Below are 21423 nucleotides of genomic sequence, written 5' to 3'. Positions count from 1 at the left end.
GAAGCGGGCGCGCCGGAACAGACCGCGCCGCGCGAGCAGTTCGTGCAGGTGATCGCGGCGGAGGTGCGGCGAGCGCACCTCGAGAACCAGGTCACCATCCAGAGTTTCGACTGGGGCTCGCTCATGCGCATGCGCGAGGTGGCCCCGGAACTGCCGCTCGTCGCCCTGACCAATGGCCAGCAGTTCTTGCAGGAAAGGCAGTCGGGCGCGTCGCCGTGGCTGGGCGGCCTCGACATCGATGACTTCCCCGGCTCGCTTCAGGAGAAATACGTCGGCGCCGCAGCGTCTTTCGGCGCCGACGCTGTGTCGCCGGTGCACGGCGACCCGCAGGGCGGCGGCGTGGAAGACCCCGGCTATCAACCCTTCACGACCGCCGGGCTGGTGCGGGCGGCGCATCGGCATGGGATGCGCGTCATCCCGTGGACGGTCGACGACCGGGCCACCATGACGTCGCTGATCGATCTCGGCGTGGACGGCCTCATCACCAATCGCCCAGACCTGTTGCGCACCATCCTCGCCGAGCGCGGATACGAACTGCCGAAGGCCTATCACCGCCCCTGAGCGTGCCTGCTCGCATGGACAACTCGCACCACGCGCGGTATGTAGTAGAACACGTTTCAGTTCTACGGTGGGAGATGCGATGGACACGGCGGCCATGGGTGAGCTGGTGATGGCGGGGTTCCAGAAACTGGGGTTCATCCAGTACGCCGGGATCGAGGGGGCGGAGTTCGACGCGGGCCGCAACGTTGTGCGTATGGCGCCGCGAGCCGAGCATCTGAACCACAACGGCGACCTGCACGCGGCGGTCTTGTTCGGCCTGGCCGAGACCGCGGCGATGGGCGCGTCGGTGTCCGGCATCGTCGACCTGATGGGGGAGACCTTCATCGTGGCCAGGGACGGGCGCATCGAGTATCGGGCCCGAGCCAAAGGCGACGCGGGCCCGTACCTCGCGACGTCGGAGATCTCCGGCGACGTCCTGCGTCAGGTGCGGGCGGATATCGCGGCGCGGACGCCGATCGAGCTGGAGGTGCCGGTGAACATCACCGACAACACCGGAAAGTCCGTCGCCGCAGCGGCTTTCACCGCCGTCATCCGCCCGCGCCGGTCGTAGCCGCTGGGTGAGAGCCAGGCTCAGCGTTCGCTGTCCAGCATCGCCATCTGCGCCGAGGCGTAGCGTTCGCCGGCGACCCGATCGACGGGCACCGCGGCCTCGATGGCGGCCAGCTCGTCCTCGGACAGTGAGACATGCAGTGCCCCTGCGGCTTCGGTCCAGCGCTCGCGCCGCCGGGCGCCGATGATCGGCACGATATCCGTGCCACGGGACAGCACCCAGGCGATGGCCAGCTGCGCGACCGAAACACCCTTGCGCGCGGCGATTTCGGCGAGCGCGTCGACCAGCTCGAGATTCCGGCTGAGGTTCTCACCTTGGAAACGCGGGCTGTGCGCCCGGAAATCGTTGGCCGCGAAGGCGGTTCCGGCCTGGACCGAGCTGCTGAGCAGCCCGCGGGACAGCACGCCATAGGCCGTCACGCCGACGCGGAGTTCCCGGCAGAGGGGCAGGATCTCGGCCTCGATGCCGCGGGAGATCAGCGAATACTCGATCTGCAGGTCGGCGATCGGATGCACCGCCACGGCGCGCCGGATGGTGTCCGGGCCGACCTCGGACAACCCGATGTGCCGGACGTAGCCCGCCTCGACGAGTTCGGCGATCGCGCCGACGGTGTCCTCGATCGGGACGTTGGGGTCGAGCCGGGCCGGGCGGTAGATGTCGACGTAGTCGACGCCGAGCCGCTGCAAGCTGTACACGAGGAAGTTGCGCAGGGCCTCGGGCCGGTTGTCCACGCCGCCCCAGGCGCCGCCGGGTCCGCGCAGCGCGCCGAATTTCACGCTGAGCACGACGTCCTCGCGGGGACGCTCGGCGATGGCTTTGCCGATCAATAACTCGTTGTGCCCGGCGCCGTAGAAGTCGCCGGTGTCGACGAGGTTCGCGCCGGAGTCGAGCGCGGCGTGGACGGTGGCGATGGACTCGGCGTCGTCCGCGGTGCCGTACATGCCGGACATGCCCATCGCGCCGAGCCCGACGCGGCTGACGGCCGGGCCGGACTCACCGAGCTGAACTGTGGGAATCTTCGATGTCGTCATAGGGCAAGCCTGAACCCGCGGCGTCGTTCGCGGCAGAGAGCGCTCATCGGGGGATCGCCGATCCCTGGCTCGGCGGCCCGTTCCGGGGGACAGTAGAGGCATGGACCGCACCGAGCTCGCCGACTTCCTGCGCCGCCGTCGTGAGCAGCTGACCCCGGCGGACGTGGGTTTGCCGCCCGGTGTCCGGCGGCGCACTCCTGGCCTGCGCCGGGACGAGGTCGCGTTGCTCGCCGGCATGTCGACGGACTATTACACCCGGCTCGAGCAATCGCGCGGCCCGCGTCCGTCCACTCAGGTGCTCGCCGCGCTGGCCCGCGCGCTGCGCTTCAGCAGCGATGAGCGCGACTACCTCTACCACCTGTGCGACCACGCCCCGCCGGGGCGTGAGTTCACCGACCATCACGTCGGGCCCGGACTCATGCACCTGCTCGCCAAGCTGGACGACACCGCGGCCACCGTGATCACCGACCTCGGCGAGGTGCTGGTGCAGAACCGCATGCACACTCTGCTGGTCGGTGATCACGCAAACCGGCGCGGGTGGGATCGTTTCTACGCCTACCGCTGGTTCACCGATCCCGAAGCGCGCGCAATCTTTCCGGAGGAGGACTGGGACCGACTGGGCCGCAAGCATGTCGCGGATCTCCGGGCGACCGCCGCCCGCCGGTCCGGAGACGCCGACGTGACCGAGTTCATCGGTGAGCTGCGTTCGGCGAGTGCGGAATTCGCTCGGCTCTGGGACGAACACGAAGTGGCCGTGCGCCTCTCGGACACCAAACGCATCCAGCATCCGAGGGTCGGCCTGATCGACACGATCTGCGAAACGCTGCTCACGCCCAACGCTGCCCAGCGTCTACTGGTCTACCTGCCGCGTCCCGGCACGGACGCCGCCGAGAAGTTGGATCTGTTGCGCGTCATCGGAACTCAGACCATGGCCGACGAGGGGGCGCGCCGGTCCTGACGCGACTCGCCCGTCGCGCGATCAGGGCGCACCGGACACGTAATCGAGCGCGGCGTCGATCGCCGGCTGGCCCCCGGCCATGGCCAGCCCGGCCGCCGCGCCGATCGCGGCGCCCAGCACCGTGGTGATCGGCACCGTGATGAAGTCGAGGACGAACAGCCCGAGCGGGAAGCCGAGCACGAACCCGATTCCGGCCCCGATGCCCGCGCCCGCGAGCACGATCGGCATGGCCTTCTCGACCTCGGCGAAGAACCGTTCCTGGCTGCTCACGTCGCGCAGCGGCGTCTGCGACATGTGGTCGGGGACGACGGTGAGCCGATGGCCGTCCTCCTCGACGACCGGCTGCAAGGCCACCCGCTTGTCGCCGACGCGCAGCGCCATCGGCAGCGCGGCGACGACGTTTCCGGCGCCGTCGGTCAGCGTCACGATCCGGCCGTCGTGGATCAGCTCGAAGTGCCCGTCCTGGATCGTCGTCACCGCGGCGCGGCGATCCTCGGAAGCGGCGACCTGATAGGCGATATCGGCGAAAGACCCGCGCACGGCGAGCGGGGTGTCCGGAGTGGTGGGGTCGGCGTGCGTGACGCCGGTACTGATGACGGTGGCCAGTACGGCGAGCATTGCCGTGGCGGTGATTCGGGAGACTCTCATCGTGCTCTTTCGGTAGCGCTGCCCCCTGCGCAGTGTGTTTCGTCGGCGACAGTATCAGGCTCTCCGGCGTACGGCTGCCCGATCGGACGCGAGACGGCTCGGCTCAGAGTTCGAGTTCGCCGCTCAACCGCCGCAGGTATCCGGCGAATCGCTGCCGGTCGAGCTCGTCCCAGTCGGCGGTGAGCTCGGCGAATACCTGGCGCTGCCAGTCGCGCGCGCCGGCCAGCAGACGCTCACCCTCGGCGGTCAGCGCCAAAGATGTTCGCCTGCGGTCGTGTTCGGACTCGGCGCGGGAGAGGAAGCCCGCGGCGGTCGCGTCGCGCACCATGCGGCTCGCTCCGGAGTGGTCCAGTCCGAGTTGATGCGCCACCGTGGTGATGGTCGCTTCGGCGCGCTGTTCGACGGTGGCGGCCACCGCCTCGACCACCTGGACGTGCTGGGCGTGCCGCAACTCCTCGGGTAGATCCGCCGAGGTCCGGTTGATCCAGCGTCGTGACCAGAATCGAACCAGCCGAAACAGTGCGGGCCCGCCGTCGGCGGCGGTCCCCGGCCTGGCGGTCGCCCGTCTGCTCATGGTGACAGCCTAGCGGGTCGTTGGAGATAGCATGCGATATGCATGTATATTTGCATGCGTATCGCACGTTATCGAAAGGCTGTCATGACCATAGTTTTGAATCACACGATCGTTCGCGTGGCGGATAAGCGTGCCGCCGCAACGTTTTTCGCCGAACTGATGGGACTGCCGGTCGGCGCGCCGAGCGGCCCCTTCGTGCCGGTGCGGATAAATGCCGATCTCACCTTCGACTTCGACGACCGCGGCCCGGTCGAACCGGGCCACTACGGATTTCTCGTCGACGACGACACCTTCGGCGCGGTCCTGGAACGGCTGCGGCAATGGCCGGGCGTCGACTACGGCTCAGGGCCGCAACACGGCTGGGACCGCGCCGTCAACCACCTGAGCGGCGGTCGCGGCGTCTATGTGCACGCCCCCGACGGGCACAGCTACGAGTTGTTCACCGCGGTCCCGGAATAGCCGACAGCTTGGCCGCGCCCGAACGAATCAGGTTCTGGCCGAACCGATTCGCCGCTTACGCGGCTTCAGGTGCAGGGCGGGCAGCGGCGGCGCCGGGATCCGTTGCTCCGGTGGGTGGCCCGCGATATCGGGGAAGCGACCGAGATCGTGGCTCTCCCAGGCGTTTCGGGCCGTGACGATGTCCTCGTGGGTGCGGCCGACGAAGTTCCACCACATCACCAGCTCCTCGCCGAACGGCTCGCCGCCGATCAAGGCGAAATGCGCGCCCGCGCTGGTGGTCAGCGAGATCTCGTCGCGGCCGGTACCGAGGTACAGCAGCGGACCGGCGGTCAGCGGCGTGCCGTCGACGGTCACCTCGCCCTCGATCACCATCACCGCGTGCTCGAACCCGCGCTCCAGCGCCAGGGTGGTCGTGCCCGCCTCCATGCGTACGTCCGCGCCGACGATCGGGGTGTAAGCCCTTGCGGGAGAGGTAATTCCGGCCAGCGTGCCGATCAGTACGACGGCGTGGATCCCCGGCGCTCGATAGACCGGCAGCTCACGATGCTGCTCGAAGTGCGGTTCGATCCCGGTTTTGTTGCCGGGCAAGGCGATCCACAGTTGCAACCCGTGACCGGCGTGCGCGCCCGCGACGCCGTACTCGGAGTGCGCGATGCCGCGGCCCGAGGTCATCAGGTTGAGCTGTCCCGGTTCGATCTCCACGTCGGAGCCCACCGAGTCGCGGTGGCGGATCTTTCCGTCGAACGGCCAGGTCACGGTCTGCAGGCCGATGTGCGGATGCGGATCGATATCCGGCGAGGCTCCGGTGTCGGTGACCGTGGGCGACCCGAAATGATCGAGGAAGCACCACGCCCCGACGGTCGGCAGATCCCGTTGCGGCAGAACACGTTCCACGAAGACGCCGCGCACGCCGCCGAGCGGCACCTCCCGCGACGGGTAGAGCTCCGCCACCGGGCCGGGGCCCGGGGCGGGCTCGCACAGCGCCTCCGCCGGATGCGGATCCAAATCACTCACGGCTTCGCCGTTCGCGGCGGCGCTGTGTCTTCGGTTCGCTCGCGGTGCTCGCTCACGGCTTCGCCGCCACTCTCATCGGCCCACTCACCGGCTGATGCCCTTGCCGATGACCTGCGCGTCGTACTGCGGGTGCTTGTCCAGATAAGCCTTGATGAACGGGCACAGCGGCCGGATCACCCGTCCCCGCTCGACCGTGTCCTCGATGGCGTGCTTGGCCAGCGTGCTGCCGAGCCCCTTGCCGGAGAACGCGCCGTCGATCTCGGTGTGGGTGAACACCGTCTCGTCGTCACGCTCCTCGTACTCGGCGAAGCCGGCGAGCTCGCCGCCGTAGAACACCTCGTACCGATGCTTCTCGTCGTTGCGGACAACCGTGGATTCGGCGGCTGCGGTCATGGTGGACTTCTCCTTCGATGCGCGTACCGGATGTCTGCTGAGGATCGACACGCGATTGAACGCGCCGATCGTGGTGGCGGCCCAAACGACGACGGACAGTTGATCGTCCGTCAGGTGCTTACGAGCGAAAGCGTACTCACGGTCCATCGTGTGCTCGTCGGGCAGCGTCGCGGTGACCTCCGCCAGCGCGAGCGCGGCCTGCTCCATGGGCGAGTACAGCTCGGTGCGCCGCCACGCGGACAGCACCGCGAGTTCCTGCTCGGTGTTGCCCGCGGCCAGCGCGGCGCGCTGATGGGTGTCCAGACAGAAGGCGCAGCCGCTGATTTGGGAGACCCGCAGGTTGACCAGCTCGATCAGCTTGCGGTCCAGCCCGACCGCGGCGGCCGCGGCGCGCACCTCGCTCGCCACCTTGACGAGGGCGCGGAACGCGGTGGGCGTCTGCTTGTCGATCCAGACGCGGTCATGCGGTACATCGGGCTTCACTCCATGGGATGGTAGTGCGCTCGCGGTCTCGGCGGCCGACAGGGTGCCGTTTAAGCGGACCGGAGTCCGGGTCGATCCACGACGGTGTACAAGCTCCGGATTCCACTGATCGAGCGCGACGCTGATACGCAACTGCCCCAGGAATTCCGAATTCCTGGGGCAGCGTGCCGGCTTCCGGCTCAGATTTCGGCGAAGCGGCGCAGGTTGAAAGGCTCGACCAGGATCTTGTCCAGGGCGGCCGCGCACTGCTTCAGGTGCGGCGTCTCGAAGTGCTCCGCCAAGGCCTCGGCGTCGACCCACTCCTCGAGCAGTACGACGCGACTCGGGTCGGTGGGGTGCAGATAGAGCTCGTAGGCCAGGCAGCCTTCCTCGGCCAGGGTCGGCTCGATCATGTTCTGCAACACCTCGTGCAGCTCGGCCTCGTGTCCCTGCTTCGCGGTGAAACGGACATTGAGTGTCAGCGTGGACACAGTGAACTCCTGATCTGTTGTGGTGCTGGGTAATACGGTCGTGCCTATACCGTGACTCCCGCAATGCCTTGCCGCGCTTGCGAATCGGCGATGTCCGAGTCCGCGTGCACGGTGATGGCGGCGGGGCGGGCGAGCTGGGCTTTGCCCTCGTAGATATCGATCTTGTAGTCCAGCACGGCCACGGTCTGGCGCAGTTCATCGATCTTGGCGAGCACCTCGGCCCGGGTGTTGCGGAACATCTCGAGCCGCTCGGGGAACGTGGAATCCCCGGCGCGAACCAGTTCGGCATAGCGAACCATGTCGGCCACCGACATCCCGGTGGTGCGCAACCGGCCGATCAGCGCCAGCCACTCCAGGTCGCGATTGCTGAACCGGCGCTTGCCCGCGTGGTCGCGGCCGATGTAATCCATCAGCCCGATCCGCTCATACCAGCGCAGCGTGTCCCGGCTGAGCCCCGACCGCTCGGCGACCTCGCCGATCGAATACCGAGGCCGCTCCCAGTCGCTGCCTCGCTCGTTCAGTGCGGCTTCATTCACGGCACTCGCCTCCTCGTTGAACGCCGACGACGGTAGTCACCTGGAGTGAACTCCAAGCAAGTCCAATGTAGGCAAAAAGTGTCGACGGGTTCCGGCCGACGATGTACCTTGCGTGGGACACTGGAGCCGACCAGGGGCGGGACGAGCTGAGGAGCGAGTGTGACGGCACTTCCAGAACCGGGGCAGCTACTCACGATTGCCGACTATGTGGCGCTGGGTGAGGACGATCGGTATCGCCTGGAACTGGAGGAGGGGAAGCTGCTGATGGTGCCGTCGCCGGAACCTGAGCACAATCTTGTCGCCTTGGGACTCTGCTATCAGCTACGCGCTCAATTGCCCCGGGAGTTGGTGGCGGTGCCCGACGTCGATGTCGACCTGCAGTTGACGCCCGAAGGGGGGCCGGCGACTGTGCGCAGACCGGACGTCATCATCGTTCGGCGCGACGAGATCGAACGACGCAAGGCCGAGGGCGGAATCCTACGGGCCTCCGGCGTCCTCGTAGTGGTCGAGATCGTCTCTCCTGGCACTCGACGGACCGACTACCGAATCAAGCGCGGCGATTACGAGGATGCGGGAATCGAGCAGTACTGGATCCTCGACCCGAACCCGCCGGTGAGCATGCTCGCGCTTCGGCTCACCGACGAACTCGGTTATGTGGACAACGGTGAAGCGAGCGCGACGTTTACGACCAACTCTCCTTGCTCGCTCACGATCAGCCTGAATCAGCTGGACTGACCCGAAACCTGAATCCTCAGTTGTACTTCGGCAACTCCTGCACCGCCCACTGATTCCCGTCCGGGTCGGCGAAGTACGTGAACTTCCCCCAGTCCAGCGTCTCCACCGGCTTCGCGTCCACCCCGGCGGCGACCAGCTGCCGGTACGCCTCGTCCGCGCTGGCGACTACGATCTGCATGCCGCGCACGCTGCCCGGCTCGGCGTCGGTGATCCCCTCGCCGAGGCAGATCGAGCACCCGGACCCGGCCGGCGTCAGCTGCACGAAGCGCAGGTTCTCGTTGACCCGGTGATCGTGGTCGGCGTTGAAGCCGATCTTGGTGTAGAAGTCCTTCGCGCGGTCCACGTCGGTCACCGGAATCGCGATGAGCTCGATTTTCCAATCCATCGCCAGAGCATCTCACCGGTCACCGACAAACTCCGGGTTTCCGGCCTACGCTGGGGACATGCCTGGTAAAGACGTCAACCGGATCAGGGCCCGCTCGGCCCTGGCGACGGTCAAGGAAAGCCCGGTGATCACCGCCATCGCGGTCGCGCCGGTGGTGCTCGCGCTCGCCGCGGTGTGGTGGCTGCTCGGCGGTTTCGCCGCGTTCGTGCTGCTGGTCGTGCTCGGCGTGGTCGTGGTGGTCGGCGGCAAGCTGCTGAACTGACCGCGGATTCAGCGGGGGATGTGGAAACGCACCAGCTCACCGGTCCCCGGGTCGACCTGCGCCCACGGCCGGTCGAACTCGAGCACGGCCAGCGCCGAGGTGGGGAACTTGCGGCTGAGCTCGATGGCCGGCGTCGAACTCCGATTGCCCGCCAACTCCCATGCCGTCCACGGCATTCCGGGCGCGTGCCCGATCACCAGCAGCGTCGACACGTCGTCATCGCTGAGCTGGATCAGCTCGATGAGGTTCTGCGGGGAGGCCTCGTAGATCCCGGCCTCGTAGACCACCGGCGCGTCGATCCCGGTGGCGGCCAGCGTTTCCCTGGTGCGCGTCGCGGTGGAGCACCGCACCGCGTCGATCGGCGGCTGGGTCTCGCGCAGCCACTCGCCGGCCAGCCCGGCCTCGCGTTGTCCGCGCGGCGCCAGCGGGCGTTCGTGGTCGCCGACACCGTCGGGATAGGCCGACTTGCCGTGTCGCATGAGGATCAGAGTCCGCACCATGGGGATACCGTAAGGCCTCCGGCCGCATGGCCCCGAACACACTCGAGGCAAACTGAAAGCGGCGTCACACCGCGGCGGTTCCGCGGGCGCGGCGTTTCTGTCCACCTCTGCCCACCGGGTGGCCTACAGCCCACGTACATTTTCGAGGATCTGCACCTATGGCCTACGTAATCACGCAGCGTTGTTGCAACGACGCCAGCTGCGTTTCCGAGTGCCCTGTCGATTGCATCCGTCCGACCCCGGATCAGCCGGAGTTCGCGACGACCGAGATGCTCTACATCGACCCCGACACCTGTATCGACTGCGGTGCGTGCGTCGATGCGTGCCCGGTGGAGGCGATCTTCTCCGAGGACGACCTGACGGCGTCGCTGGCCCGATACCGCGACATCAATGCCGCGTACTTCGAACGGCATCCGCTCGAGTCCAACTTCGACCCGATCGTCACGCCGCCGCGGCCGCCGAAGGAACTCGGCACGCTGCGCGTCGCGATCGTCGGCGCCGGACCCGCCGCCTGCTACGCCGCGGACGAGCTGCTGCGCCGGGCGGACGTGGAGATCGAGATGTTCGACCGGGTGCCGACCCCGTGGGGTCTGGTCCGGGCCGGCGTCGCCCCCGATCACCCGGGGACCAAGACGGTTTCGAGTCTGTTCGAGTCCGCGTTCCGGCGCGAGACCCTGCAGTACTACCTCAATGTCGAGGTCGGCACGCACATCTCGCACGAGGAACTGCTGCGCCACCACCACGCCGTCATCTACGCGGTCGGCGCGTCGACCGATCGCCGCCTCGACGTGCCCGGCGAGGACCTGCCGGGCAGCCACTCGGCCACCGAGTTCGTCGCCTGGTACAACGGCCACCCCGACTTCGCGGACCGGCAGTTCGACCTGTCCGGCGAGCGCGCCGTGATCGTCGGCAACGGCAATGTCGCGCTCGACGTCGCGCGCGTGCTGACCGTCGACCCGGACGAGCTGGCCAAGACCGACATCGCCGACCACGCGCTGGACGCGCTGCGGCGCAGCAACATTCGCGAGGTGGTCGTGCTCGGCCGCCGCGGCCCGTTGCAGGCGGCCTACACCTCCTCGGAGTTCCTCGCGCTGGCTCATCTGAAGGGCATCGACGTAGTCGTCGACGAGGCCGATCTCGCGCTCGATCACGCGAGCCAGGCGCTGCTGGACGACCCGGAGGTCGAGCCCTCGCTCAAGCTCAAGTACACCCTCGCTGAGGAGTACGCGGGAGCGCCGCGCGACCCGAGCCACAAGCGGATCGTCTTCCGCTACCTGGTCTCGCCGACCGCGCTCACCGGCGCCGACCGCGTCGAGGCGATCGAGTTCGTGCACAACGAATTGTTCGCCGAAGACGGCCGATTGGTGGCCAGGGCGACCAACCGGAGCGAGCGCATCGAGGCCTCGCTGGTGCTGCGCTCCATCGGCTACCGCGGCTCCGCCGTCGCCGACCTGCCCTTCGACGAGCGACGCGGCGTGCTGCCGAACGAGCACGGCCGGGTGCTCGGCGCGGACGGCGCCCCGCTGCCCGGCGTGTACGCCAGCGGCTGGATCAAGCGCGGTCCGCGCGGTGTCATCGGCTCGAACCGGATCGATGCCGAGGAGACGGTGGAGCACCTGATCGCCGACTTCACCAGCGGCAAACTCCAAGCGCCCGAGGCGGATCGAGCGTCGCTGAAGACGCTGCTCGGTGAGCGGCAGGCCGATCTGGTGGATCGGGAGGGCTGGCGGGCGATCGATCAGGCCGAGAAGGCCGCGGGCAAGTCCGCGGGACGGCCGAGGGTCAAGTTCACCACGCGAGCGGATCTGCTGAAGGCCGCGCGCGGCTGAGCCTGTTCGCCTCTCCGCGTGGCTCGCGCGGAGAGGCGGCGCTCAGGCGGGCAGCGGCATGATGCGCACGACGGTGGTGGTCGCGCCGCCGACCACGAACCACAGCCGCAGCACCGGGCGGCCGGTGCGATCGCCGGGCTCGTAGCGGCTGCGGACGGTCACGTGCTGGCGCGCCAGCACCGGCGCGACGTACTCGATGACCGCGCGGTGCGGGCCGGCGAGCAGCTTGGGGTACTCGACCATGAACTGCTCCACCGCCTGCCAGTAGCAGGCGTTGTTCACGTGGTTGTACTGGTCGATGTCGGTGGCGCGCACGGGAAACGGCATGTCGGTGTCGGACTCGGCCGGCGTGGCGTCGGTCAGGTACGGCCGCCAGCGCAGGCGGTGCTCCTGCGTGGTCTGCGCCAGATAGGCCAGCCCCTCGTCGCTGATCCGCGCGGGCATGCCGGTCGCGCCGCTGATATTGATCCAGAAGCCCTCGGTCTCGATCAGCCCGCCGTTCGAGCTGGTGACTCGCACCCGCATGTTCGTCCACCGGGTCGACATCGCCGAGCACCAGCGCAGCAGCCGCACCTCGTCCGGCCACAGGATCGGCCGGATGACGTCGATCACCGTGCGGCGCACGATCCAGTTCGGATCGGTCCGGTTCAAGGACGTCTTGTGCAGGTTTTCCCAGGCGATGTCCTGCAGATAGCGGGCGATGGCGTCGAATCGCAACCGATCGTAGGGATCCACATCGCCTGCCCGGATGGGCCACGTAGAAGCAAAGCCCATGCCCTCCTGGGGAAGCGGGGCGAGTGGCTGATCGAGTGACACTGGTGCTCCTCGCGCTGCACGGTGTGCCGCGTTTCTTCGTGTGGTGCTGTTGTGAGACGACTTTACGGGGCGTACGTCACACCATCGCGTCGAGTGCGGAGGTAGGGCGCGAGTACGATCCCGGAACAGGCACGACAGGGGAGGGACACGGTGAAGCCGCTCGGCCGACACGATCCGCGCACGGCCGGCCGCCACCAGTTGATCGCGGTCATCGGCCAGGGCGCCATGGGGCGGGTGCTGCTCGGCCGCACACCCGACGGCCGCCTGGTCGCGGTCAAGATGATCCACCGGCACCTCGCCAAGAACCCCGAGTTCCGCGCCCGTTTCCGGCTGGAGGTGCAGGCCTCGCGACGGGTCACCGGCGCCTACACCGCCGCGGTCATGGATGCCGATCCGGAGGCCGACGAGCCTTGGCTGGCCTCGGTTTTCGTGCCGGGACCGGCGCTGCGCGACGCCATCGAGCTGCACGGTCCCATGCCGCTCGGCGGCCTGCGCCTGCTGACCGCCGGGCTCGGCTCCGCGCTCCTCGAGATCCACCGCGCGGGCATGATCCACCGCGATCTCAAGCCCTCCAATGTCCTTCTCGCGGAGGACGGCCCGCGCGTCATCGACTTCGGCATCGCCCGCGCGCTCGAGACCGATCTCCAGCTGACCAGCACCGGCGCGCTCGTCGGGTCGCCCGCCTTCATGTCGCCCGAGCAGGCGTCCGGGCACGAGCTCAGTACCGCGAGCGATGTCTTCTCGGTCGGCGCGATGCTGGTCATGGCGGCGACGGGGGCGAGCCCGTTCCTCGGGGCGTCGGCGCCGCAGACGCTCTACAACGTCGTGCACCATCGCGCGGACACCAGTCGCGTGCCCGCGCCGCTGCGGCCCGTCGTGGAGGCGTGCCTGGACAAGAACCCCGCGTACCGCCCCGACCCGAGGCAGTTGATCGACTCGGTCGCCGAGATCACGGGACGCTCCGGCTGGCCCACCGGAGTGCGGCAGCGAATCAGCCAGGACCGCACGGAGGCACAGCGCTGGGTCGAGACCGGTGGCGTGCCGCCGGCACCCCGGCGCGGCGTGAGATGGGTTGCGGCCCTGGCTGTTCTGGTGCTTCTAGTGTCGGGGTCCGTCACGGCCTATCTCGTCGGCCGCGGAAGTCCGTCCGTGGATCCCTTGGCGCATCGCACGCTGGAGTTGACCGACGAACAGTTGCGTCTCGCCGACACCTGCGCGCTGCTCGGCAACGATGTCGTCGGAAAGCTCGGGCAGCCCGTGAAACCCGAGCTGGCGGATTCGTCGCTGTGCGGCACCGCGTTCATCGCGCCGGGCGGGCGGCAGACGCAGGTGACCGTCGGCGTCGGGACGTCGGTGGCGGCGGGCAGGCGGTTGAACGAGGAGGTCGCGGGCCGTTCCCTGCTGGACACCGCGGCGGCCGCGAGCTCGTGCGGGCGAGCCGTCGCGGTGCGCGAGCAGCCGGCGCTGGGGGTCGAGGTGACGGTCGGGGATTCGCAAGGCGATTCGTGTCGGTTGGCGGTGGATGTACTGAAGGCTGTGGTCGCCCGGCTAGTGACCGATCCGCCGAGCGTGCGCCCCGCGAAACAGTCTGTGGTGCGAATCGTGCCGTGCGAGTCGTTGGATCCGGCCGTCATCGCCGGGCAGGTGGGCGCCGGGGTGCCGCCGACGCCGGTCGACGCACACACCTGCGCCTGGTCGGGCACGCCTTTCGTGATCACCGTGCATACCGCGGAGGGCAAACGCGTCGACTCCGACCCGAAGTACACCAGGCTGCTCGTGAACGGCGGAAAGTTCGGCGATTTCCCGTCGGCTCGCCGTACCGACCCGGACGGAACGTGCGCGACCTACTATCTTGTGCGCCCGACCATCGAAGATCGAGGAGAACAGATCGCCGTGACCGCACAACCGACAGCGCCGGGCGCCGCCGAAACCGCCTGCGCCACTACCGAAGCGGTCCTCACCGGCGTCGCGGCCCGGATGGCGAGCTCCTGATGGTGACGCGTCTGGAACCCGGTGACCCCGATCGGATCGGCCGGTATCGCCTGCTCGGCCAGCTCGGCTCCGGCGGCATGGGGCGGGTCCTGCTCGGGGTCGGCCCGGACGGCCGGCTGGTCGCGATCAAACAGGTGCACCAGCACCTGGTGACCGAGGAGGACTTCCTCCCCCGGTTCCGTCGCGAGGTGCAGACCTCCGCGCAGGTTTCGGGCGCCTTCACGGCCGCGGTGATCGACTTCGACGTCGAGTCCGAAGATCCTTGGCTCGCCTCGGTTTTCGTGCCGGGCGTGCCCTTGGACAAGGCGGTCAAGGACTACGGGCCGCTCACCCCGGACGAGGTGCACAAGCTGGCCATCGGACTCGCGTCGGCCCTGCAGGCCATCCACGGGGTCGGCCTCGTTCATCGAGATCTCAAGCCCGCCAACGTGATTCTGGCCGAGGACGGCCCCCGGGTGATCGACTTCGGCATCGCGCGGGCGGTCGAGGGCCGCTCCGAGCTGACGCACACCGGCTCGATCATCGGCTCGCCCGCGTTCATGTCGCCCGAACAGGCCCAATCGCTGCCGCTGACCCCCGCCAGCGACATATTCTCCCTCGGCGCGGTGCTGGCCATGGCCGCGGGCGGTGCGAGCCCCTTCGCCGGCTCGTCGCTGCCGCACACGCTGTACAACATCGTGCACACCGAGCCCGATCTCAGCGGATTGCCCACCGAGGTGCGCGAGCTGGTGTCGCCGTGCCTGCGCAAGGAGCCGAGCGAGCGTCCGACGCCTGCGCAGCTCCTCGACTTCCTCGGGCCGCTGCCGCCGCAGCATCGGCCGTGGTCGGCCCAGGTGCACCGGGCGATCGGCGAGCAGCAGGCCGAGATGGCGGCGTTGCTGGCCGACCCGGAGGCCACGCAGATCGTGGGCGCGGAGCCGGCGCACGCGGGTGCGCAGAGCGTCGACGACTTCGAGCAGCGACTGCGCGCGCTGGTCGAGATCCAGCGGGCCGGGGCGCTGCACCGGCGTCGGAAGCGGGTGCTGATCGCGGCCTCGGCGGTGGTCGTCCTGGTCGCCGGTGTCCTTGCGGGCACGGCCCTGTTCGGCGGGGACGACGAAGAGCCGACCGGTCCGGTGGCGAATCCCCTTGCGGCACTCAACCTTACGAAGCTGCGGTCGATCGATCTGTGTGCCGCGGTGCAGGAGCCGCTGGTCTCATCGCTGGGGGAGTGGACGAACAAGCCCGGCTCGACACAGTGGGGGACCTGTGCCGCGGAAGCGGGCGGGTACCGCTTCGACCTCGATATCAAGCGTGTCGAGGGTTATCGGGACAACGGTCAGCGCGCGGCGGGCGTGCCGGTGCTGGAGGACGTGGCCGGCGGAACCGACAGCTGCGGGCGGGCGCTGCTTCCGGCCAAGACGGATCCGCAGTTCGGCATCGCGGTGCGGGTTAAGGGCGCGGAGTCCGGGAAATTGTGCGGCGTCGCGGATGAGGCGGTCGATGAACTCGCTCGTCGAATGGTGCAAGGGCCGCCGCAACTTCCGAGTATTCGCAACTCGCTCGCGCGGCACGATCCGTGTGCGCTTGTGGATTCGATCGTCGTGAAGCTGAATATCGGGGACAAGGTGCGCGGGACGGCGGACAGCTTGCACAACTGCAAATGGGTCGCCAACGACACCACCACTGTGTCGCTGGAGCGTTCGAAAACCCTTGTGCCCACCGAGAAGCCGATACCGTTCGACTTCGGCGGCGGCAATATCGTCTTTCTCGACGAGGCGGAGTTGCAGTCGCGGACCTGTATCCGCCAGGCGGAGTATCGACGGATCGACGGCGGTGAGGCAGAGGTGGTGACGGTGCGGGTCGACAATTCGTCGACGGCGGAGCATCCCGAATTCCGGTGTCTGGGAGCGCAGAAGGTGCTGCAGAACATTTTCGAGAACCTTCCGCAGGTGGGCTGATGAACCGGAAATCACGTACGGCCGCATCCTGGGTTGCCGTTCTTGTCGCGCTCGTTCTGGCGAGCGGTTGCGGATCCACGGAGCCGGGCACCGCGCTACCGGGCGAACTCGACGTGAGAACATTGGACACCGGCCGATTCCCCACCGCGCCACCGAAACTCGCCAAGCGCCTGGACGACGTCGGCTATGCCCGACTGGAAGGCGCGCGGCTGGCGGGCGCGGTGCTCAGCCCACATGAGGTGGACGCCAAATACTCCGCGGGCGCGTCGGCCATGGTGCACACCGACGTGCAGACGGTGCTGCAATACCTCGCCGAGCCCGCGATTCCGGTGCTGCTGCAACACGGTTTCCTCGTCGGCTTCTCCACCGGCTCCGCGGACGAGAAATTGCCGCTGCACCGAGCGGCCGAAGGGAGCAGGGAACGCGCGGGCCTGACCGTCACGGTGCTGCGTTTCCCCGATGCCTCGGCGGCGAAGTCGGCGGCGGCGGAACTGGATGCCGTCGATTTCGGGTTGAATCCCGAGAACGTCGCGGTCTCCCTGCCGAAATACCCGGAATCACGGGCACATTGGCGTCCCTCGGTGCCGACGCTCGGCAGCACCACCGCGCACGGGATCTACGTGATCAGTGTGCTCGCGGATGCGCGAACGACGGACCTCGGTCAATTGGTCGATGCGACGCAGAAATACCTCGATGCCGAAGTGGCCGAATTGGACAAGTTCTCGCCGACGCCGACCGGCAAATTCACTACGCTGCAACAGGATCCGGACGGCTTGCTGGCCCGCGTCATGCACGACAGAGGCGTCGTTCCCCCACCCGACGGACAGGGGGAGGTGGTGCTGACCTTGCGCGGCTACCTCAACTACCTGCTCGACCAGTCGGGCCGGTACCCGCCGCTGCAACGGGCCGGGGTGGACCAGATCGCCGTGACCCCCGACGCTTTCGGCTTCCGTACACGCGACGACTCAACGGCGACGCGGTTCGTCCAGGAGTCCGCCGAACTGGGGGACGCGGTGGACCGGCGGGTCACCGATCCGCCGAACGACGTGCCCGGCGCGGTGTGCGTGCAGGACTTCGTCGCGCCCAAGGACGCCCAGTTCCGCTGCTTCGTCGCCTACCGGCGCTACGCGGCGCTGGTGCTCGGTTCGCGCCTGTGGGAGACGCAGCAGCGCGCGGCCGCGCAGTACGCGTTGCTCGCCAACAGCCAGCGGTGATCGGACCGGGGCCGTCAGTAGCCCCGGTACGCACCGCCTGAATTGACCGCCACCACGCCGGGAACATTCTTGACCGACCCATACGTGTCGATCGAGTAGCGAACGCCCGCGATGATGTTGTCCACCGGATTCCAGATATCGTCGTGGCCCGGCGCCTTATAGGCGTTGAAGGTGCTGTCGATGGTCTGCATCAGCCCCTTCGACGGATGCCCGGCCAACCAGTTGCTGTCCCACTGGTTTTCGGCGTACGGATTACCCGCCGACTCGTGCTCGATGATCATGGCGATGGCCCGCTCATCGATATCCTTGGGGTCGTAACCCATTTCGATGAGTTTCTGTTTGGCCTCGGCGATCCATTTCGCCATATCGCCGCTCGGCATCGGCCCGGTCGGCGCGGAGGAACTCGGCGTGCCCGAACCGCTGTAGCTCCCGCTGTACGGGCTGCCAGAGGACGATCCCGAATTGTGGTTGCCCATCGCGTAGTTCGGCTTGCTCGAGGACGGGCTGTTGTTGCTCACCGGGGTCGGCGAGGCCACGCTCGCCGCAGTCGTGCTTGCGGGCGGCGCGACGTTCGCGCTCGGCTCACCGAGTCCGCCGAACGCCTGCTCCAGCTTCGCCACCGCCGCGTCCACCTGTGTCTTCGCTTGGTCCGCAACGGTTTCCGCGGTTTTCAGCGCGTTCGTCAGCTCCCACGTCCGCGACGCCGCCTGCAGAGATTCCTGGAAGACGAGGCCCTCCACGTTCGCCTTGTCCGCATGTTCACGCAGCGCGGCGATTCGGGTGGTGGCGTTGACGGTGCCGTTGGGCTCGACGTCGAACGGCGGACTCTGGTTGACCGCGTCGTCGCGCAGTTGCAGCACCTTGGATTTCGCCTCGACCAGGTTCTGCGTCTGGGAGGTGAGGGCCGTCTTCAATTCCAGCAGTGCGGCGCTGACCGCGGAGGCGCGGGTCTTCTCGGTGTCCATCCGCGCGTTCGCGGCCGCCCCCGCCGTTCCCGACCATTTCTTGCCGTCTTCCAGCGATTTCGTCTGGCTGGAGCCCTTGCCGACGGCGGTGTCGAGGCCCTGGGAGATCGTCCCCGCCTGCTCGCCCACGGTGGTGAGCTGCTCGGGCTTCCAGTTCTCCACGTCCGGGATGTTGAGGGTCATGACAGTCCGATCGCGCGGAGCTTGGCGGCGAAATCGTCTTCGGCCAGTTCGTATTTGCCCGCGGCATTGTGCAGGTTGTCCGCGATGGTGGTGAGCCGGTTGCCGATTCGCTGCAGGCAGCGGTTGACCACGTCGTTCGCCCGCTGGGCCGAGCCGCCGAATTCGGTACCGGGTAGGGCGGTGGCTGCGGCGGATAACGCTCCACCCGCGTTGAGCCCGGTCACCTCGCTCGCCTCGGTGCCGAGTGTCTGCGCGAAGGATCGCAGTGCGTCCGGATCCACCTGCACACTCGTCGATGCCGGTTGGTTGCGCTCGACCATGAGTCCCCCTTCACGCCCGACCATAGGTCGCGGTCAGCATAGCAAAATGGGGTCGGCTGAACAGGTCCGTGGCAGTGCTGTGGCAGGCCTGAGGGGGCACGAGAGGCGGACAGGTCGAGCGCGCCACGACGACGCGGGTTACGTTGATCAGGGCGGCGCCGGCGCGGACGAGGCCGGTGCCTGGACAGAGAGGTCGGCAGATGCGCGCAGCCCAGGTCAGCAAGCTGGAGGGACCGGAGTCGGTCGAGATCGTCGATATTCCGGAGCCCGAGGCATACCCCGGCGGCGTCGTGATCGACGTGCACGCGGCCGGAGTCGCTTTTCCGGACGTGCTGATGACGCGTGGGCTGTATCAGATGAAGCCGGAGCTGCCGTTCGTCGTCGGCGGCGAGGTCGCGGGTGTCGTGCGCGAGGCGCCGGCGGACGCGCACGTCAAGGCGGGGGATCGGGTCGTCGCGCTGACGCTGCTCGGCAATGCCATGGCCGAGGTGGCGGTGGCTCCCGCGCAGATGGTGTTCCGCCTGCCCGACAACGTTTCGCTGGAGGCCGGCGCAGGCATCTTGTTCAACGACCTGACCGTGCATTTCTGCCTGCGCAATCGCGGCAGGCTCGCCGAGGGCGAGACGGTGCTCGTGCACGGCGCCGCGGGCGGCATCGGCACCTCGACGCTGCGGATGGCGAGCGCGCTCGGCGCGGGCCGGGTGATCGCGGTGGTCAGCACCGAGGCCAAGGCCGAGGTGGCCCGCGCCAACGGCGCCACCGACGTGGTGCTGGCCGACGGCTGGCTCGCCGCGGTCAAGGAGCTGACCGGCGGCCGCGGCGTGGACATCGTGCTCGATCCGGTGGGCGGCGACCGGTTCACCGACAGCGTTCGTTCGCTCGCCTCGGCGGGCCGCCTGCTGGTGGTCGGCTTCACCGCGGGCGAGATCCCCACCGTGAAGGTGAACCGGCTGCTGTTGAAGAACGTCGAGGTGATCGGCGCGGCCTGGGGTGAGTGGGTGATGACGCACCCCGGCTACCTGGCCGAACAGTGGGCCGAGGTGGAGCCGCTGCTCGCGGCGGGCAAGATCGAGCCGCCCGAGCCGGTGCTGTACCCGCTGGAGCGGGCGGCCGAGGCCGTCGCCTCGCTGGACAACCGGACGGCGACGGGCAAGGTCGTCGTCACGCTGCGCTGACGCGAAACCTGAAGCACCTCACCGAATGATGCTGTCTGATCGCACGCTGAACCGGACGCTGCTGGCCCGTCAGCACCTGCTGGCGCGCTCGCGGCTCACCGTGCACGAGATGTGCGACCATCTCATCGGCTTGCAGGCGCAGGACTCACCGCCGCCGTTCGTCGGATTGTGGAGTCGCCTAGTCGATTTCGATCCGACGGTGGTGTCGAATGCGCTGGAAGATCGTTCGCTGGCCCGAATCACCCTCATGCGCGGCACCATTCACATGGTGACCCCGCCGGACGCGCTGCGCATCGCGCCGCATGTGCAGCCGGAGCTCGAGAAGATCCCATTCCGAAAGGGTTTCAACTACGGCGCGATGGTCGGCCTCGACCCCGACGAGGTGCGTGCGCACGGTGAGCGGGTCCTCGGCGACGAGCCGATGTCCGCCGCCGAGCTGCGCCTGCGCGCCGCCGAGCTGTACCCGGACCGTGACCCGGGCGCGGTCGTGCAGACCTGGCTCTATCAACTGCCGGTGCTGCAAACTCCGCCGCGCGGCACCTGGAAAAACAGCAGTCGGCCGATCTGGTCCCGGGTCGAGCCGTGGCTCGGCGCTCCGCTGGATCCCAGCTATCCCTTGGCCGAGTTGCTGGTTCGCTACCTACGCGCCTTCGGCCCCGCCTCCACCATGGACATGCAGACCTGGTCGAAGCTGCTCGGCATGAAGCAGGCGATCGACCAACTCGGCGACCGCGTGCGTACCTACACCGACGAGCGCGGCCGCACCCTCTACGACACCGCCGACGGTGAGCTGGCCGATCCCGAACTGCCGGCTCCCGTGCGCCTGCTCGGCTGGTACGACAATGCCGTTCTCTCGCACCAGGATCGGACCCGGATCGTGCCCGACGGCAATGCGCCGCGTCTGCGCGCCTTCGCCGCCGCGGTCGCCCCGGTCCTGGTCGACGGCTATCTCGCAGGCCTCTACAAGATCTTCCCGGAGTCCGGCACGGCCCGCCTGCGCATCAGCCCGACCAGGAAGTGGACCAGGGCCGAGCGCGCGGAGGTCGAGGCCGAAGCTCATGCCCTGCTCGCCTTCATGGAGGCGGATCGCGAGCCTCGTGTGGAGATCTTGGACGTCGACGCCGATCTACGCCCCTGACCCGCTACCGCGTTCGCGCGCGGCGGTGAAATCGCAACTCGGGCACCGGACGACCCGACGCGATGAGTAGATGCTCGTACACATTGATCGTGACGAGTACGCCTGCGGTCAGCGCGACGACGACGATCGCGGGCAGCGACGACGACACCGCGGCGACCGCGATCAGCGCCGCCGCGGTGTACACCCTGGCCAGCGCGGGCGCCCCGACCGTGCGCCAGCGGGTGAACACGAACGTCGCGACGAACAGCGCGGCGCCGCCCGGCGCCAGCGCGGCGGCCACCCCGTGCGCGGT

General features: G+C 68.4%; 24 protein-coding genes and 2 pseudogenes. 12 read left to right on the top strand and 14 right to left on the bottom strand.

Annotation, left to right across the window (positions count from 1 at the left end; translation table 11 throughout):
* Both ON39_RS29795 and ON39_RS29790 read left to right on the top strand, forming a co-directional pair.
* Window positions 1–561 (top strand): glycerophosphodiester phosphodiesterase (locus ON39_RS29795; protein ID WP_040739322.1); only part of this gene is annotated, 561 nt, incomplete at its 5' end.
* Window positions 562–640: 79 nt separating this feature from the next.
* Window positions 641–1111, top strand: coding sequence for a PaaI family thioesterase (locus tag ON39_RS29790; protein WP_040739321.1), 471 nt, complete (start codon window positions 641–643; stop codon window positions 1109–1111).
* A 20-nt stretch (window positions 1112–1131) separates the two neighbouring features.
* Here ON39_RS29790 and ON39_RS29785 read toward each other — a convergent pair whose 3' ends face one another.
* Window positions 1132–2142: an aldo/keto reductase gene (locus ON39_RS29785; RefSeq protein ID WP_040739320.1), complete on the bottom strand. Its 1011-nt coding sequence runs from the start codon at window positions 2140–2142 to the stop codon at window positions 1132–1134.
* Between the two features lie 100 nt (window positions 2143–2242).
* Between ON39_RS29785 and ON39_RS29780 the strand changes: the two genes are divergently transcribed.
* Window positions 2243–3100: a helix-turn-helix transcriptional regulator gene (locus tag ON39_RS29780; protein ID WP_040739318.1), complete on the top strand. Its 858-nt coding sequence runs from the start codon at window positions 2243–2245 to the stop codon at window positions 3098–3100.
* 21 nt (window positions 3101–3121) lie between these two features.
* Here the strand turns inward: ON39_RS29780 and ON39_RS29775 are convergent, their stop codons facing one another.
* Complete coding sequence (locus ON39_RS29775) at window positions 3122–3748, bottom strand: DUF8020 domain-containing protein (protein WP_040739317.1); 627 nt, start codon at window positions 3746–3748, stop codon at window positions 3122–3124.
* A gap of 103 nt (window positions 3749–3851) precedes the next feature.
* Window positions 3852–4322 carry a MarR family winged helix-turn-helix transcriptional regulator gene (locus ON39_RS29770; protein ID WP_051187318.1) on the bottom strand — a complete coding sequence of 157 codons (471 nt, stop codon included), beginning with the start codon at window positions 4320–4322 and terminating at the stop codon, window positions 3852–3854.
* A gap of 117 nt (window positions 4323–4439) precedes the next feature.
* On the opposite strand from ON39_RS29770, the gene ON39_RS29765 reads away from it, so the two are divergent.
* Window positions 4440–4781, top strand: a complete 342-nt coding sequence (locus ON39_RS29765; protein ID WP_246002754.1) for a VOC family protein — start codon at window positions 4440–4442, stop codon at window positions 4779–4781.
* Between the two features lie 27 nt (window positions 4782–4808).
* Here the strand turns inward: ON39_RS29765 and ON39_RS29760 are convergent, their stop codons facing one another.
* The 5 genes and pseudogenes from ON39_RS29760 to ON39_RS29745 all read right to left on the bottom strand — a co-directional run bounded on the left by ON39_RS29760 (window position 4809) and on the right by ON39_RS29745 (window position 7677).
* On the bottom strand, window positions 4809–5795 hold the full coding sequence (locus tag ON39_RS29760) for a pirin family protein (RefSeq protein ID WP_040739315.1): 987 nt from the start codon (window positions 5793–5795) through the stop codon (window positions 4809–4811).
* A gap of 84 nt (window positions 5796–5879) precedes the next feature.
* Window positions 5880–6188 carry a GNAT family N-acetyltransferase gene (locus tag ON39_RS51710; RefSeq protein WP_425454126.1) on the bottom strand — a complete coding sequence of 103 codons (309 nt, stop codon included), beginning with the start codon at window positions 6186–6188 and terminating at the stop codon, window positions 5880–5882.
* A gap of 21 nt (window positions 6189–6209) precedes the next feature.
* A pseudogene (locus tag ON39_RS51705) lies at window positions 6210–6671 on the bottom strand (carboxymuconolactone decarboxylase family protein); the annotation flags it as partial.
* A 179-nt stretch (window positions 6672–6850) separates the two neighbouring features.
* Window positions 6851–7141: a putative quinol monooxygenase gene (locus tag ON39_RS29750; protein WP_040739312.1), complete on the bottom strand. Its 291-nt coding sequence runs from the start codon at window positions 7139–7141 to the stop codon at window positions 6851–6853.
* A gap of 44 nt (window positions 7142–7185) precedes the next feature.
* Complete coding sequence (locus ON39_RS29745) at window positions 7186–7677, bottom strand: MerR family transcriptional regulator (protein WP_063713407.1); 492 nt, start codon at window positions 7675–7677, stop codon at window positions 7186–7188.
* Between the two features lie 159 nt (window positions 7678–7836).
* On the opposite strand from ON39_RS29745, the gene ON39_RS29740 reads away from it, so the two are divergent.
* Entirely contained in the window at window positions 7837–8412 is a 576-nt protein-coding gene (locus ON39_RS29740) for a Uma2 family endonuclease (RefSeq protein ID WP_040739310.1), read from the top strand.
* A gap of 16 nt (window positions 8413–8428) precedes the next feature.
* Here ON39_RS29740 and ON39_RS29735 read toward each other — a convergent pair whose 3' ends face one another.
* Window positions 8429–8797, bottom strand: a complete 369-nt coding sequence (locus ON39_RS29735; RefSeq protein WP_040739308.1) for a glyoxalase superfamily protein — start codon at window positions 8795–8797, stop codon at window positions 8429–8431.
* Window positions 8798–8855: 58 nt separating this feature from the next.
* On the opposite strand from ON39_RS29735, the gene ON39_RS29730 reads away from it, so the two are divergent.
* The gene (locus ON39_RS29730; RefSeq protein ID WP_040739307.1) at window positions 8856–9059 is read left to right on the top strand and encodes a hypothetical protein; all 204 of its coding nucleotides are present in this window, start codon (window positions 8856–8858) and stop codon (window positions 9057–9059) included.
* 8 nt (window positions 9060–9067) lie between these two features.
* On the opposite strand, the gene ON39_RS29725 is transcribed toward ON39_RS29730, so the two are convergent.
* Window positions 9068–9559, bottom strand: a complete 492-nt coding sequence (locus ON39_RS29725) for a SixA phosphatase family protein (protein WP_040739306.1) — start codon at window positions 9557–9559, stop codon at window positions 9068–9070.
* 158 nt (window positions 9560–9717) lie between these two features.
* Between ON39_RS29725 and ON39_RS29720 the strand changes: the two genes are divergently transcribed.
* Window positions 9718–11388, top strand: a complete 1671-nt coding sequence (locus ON39_RS29720; RefSeq protein WP_040739305.1) for an FAD-dependent oxidoreductase — start codon at window positions 9718–9720, stop codon at window positions 11386–11388.
* 42 nt (window positions 11389–11430) lie between these two features.
* On the opposite strand, the gene ON39_RS29715 is transcribed toward ON39_RS29720, so the two are convergent.
* Window positions 11431–12204 carry an acyl-[acyl-carrier-protein] thioesterase gene (locus ON39_RS29715; protein ID WP_040739304.1) on the bottom strand — a complete coding sequence of 258 codons (774 nt, stop codon included), beginning with the start codon at window positions 12202–12204 and terminating at the stop codon, window positions 11431–11433.
* Window positions 12205–12354: 150 nt separating this feature from the next.
* Between ON39_RS29715 and ON39_RS29710 the strand changes: the two genes are divergently transcribed.
* The 3 genes from ON39_RS29710 to ON39_RS29700 all read left to right on the top strand — a co-directional run bounded on the left by ON39_RS29710 (window position 12355) and on the right by ON39_RS29700 (window position 17350).
* Window positions 12355–14196: a serine/threonine-protein kinase gene (locus tag ON39_RS29710; protein ID WP_051187317.1), complete on the top strand. Its 1842-nt coding sequence runs from the start codon at window positions 12355–12357 to the stop codon at window positions 14194–14196.
* Window positions 14196–16136 (top strand): serine/threonine-protein kinase, encoded by a 1941-nt coding sequence (locus tag ON39_RS48250; protein ID WP_051187316.1) that lies wholly within the window; start codon window positions 14196–14198, stop codon window positions 16134–16136. Before ON39_RS29710 ends, ON39_RS48250 begins: the two co-directional genes overlap by 1 nt.
* 113 nt (window positions 16137–16249) lie before the next feature.
* Window positions 16250–17350 (top strand): DUF7373 family lipoprotein, encoded by a 1101-nt coding sequence (locus ON39_RS29700; RefSeq protein WP_169335931.1) that lies wholly within the window; start codon window positions 16250–16252, stop codon window positions 17348–17350.
* A 14-nt stretch (window positions 17351–17364) separates the two neighbouring features.
* Here ON39_RS29700 and ON39_RS29695 read toward each other — a convergent pair whose 3' ends face one another.
* Both ON39_RS29695 and ON39_RS29690 read right to left on the bottom strand, forming a co-directional pair.
* Window positions 17365–18498, bottom strand: coding sequence for a transglycosylase SLT domain-containing protein (locus tag ON39_RS29695; RefSeq protein ID WP_040739301.1), 1134 nt, complete (start codon window positions 18496–18498; stop codon window positions 17365–17367).
* Entirely contained in the window at window positions 18495–18818 is a 324-nt protein-coding gene (locus tag ON39_RS29690) for a type VII secretion target (RefSeq protein WP_040739300.1), read from the bottom strand. The genes ON39_RS29695 and ON39_RS29690 overlap by 4 nt, the downstream gene beginning before the upstream one ends.
* A 200-nt stretch (window positions 18819–19018) precedes the next feature.
* Here ON39_RS29690 and ON39_RS29685 point away from each other — a divergent pair, with 200 nt between their 5' ends.
* Entirely contained in the window at window positions 19019–19993 is a 975-nt protein-coding gene (locus tag ON39_RS29685; RefSeq protein WP_040739299.1) for an NADPH:quinone oxidoreductase family protein, read from the top strand.
* Between the two features lie 25 nt (window positions 19994–20018).
* Entirely contained in the window at window positions 20019–21131 is a 1113-nt protein-coding gene (locus ON39_RS29680; protein ID WP_040739298.1) for a winged helix DNA-binding domain-containing protein, read from the top strand.
* A 4-nt stretch (window positions 21132–21135) separates the two neighbouring features.
* On the opposite strand, the pseudogene ON39_RS29675 reads toward ON39_RS29680, so the two are convergent.
* A pseudogene (locus ON39_RS29675) lies at window positions 21136–21423 on the bottom strand (hypothetical protein); the annotation flags it as partial.

The organism is Nocardia tenerifensis NBRC 101015 (assembly GCF_000308715.1).
Lineage (GTDB): Bacteria > Actinomycetota > Actinomycetes > Mycobacteriales > Mycobacteriaceae > Nocardia > Nocardia tenerifensis.
This window is presented reverse-complemented; position numbering and strand designations above follow the sequence as displayed.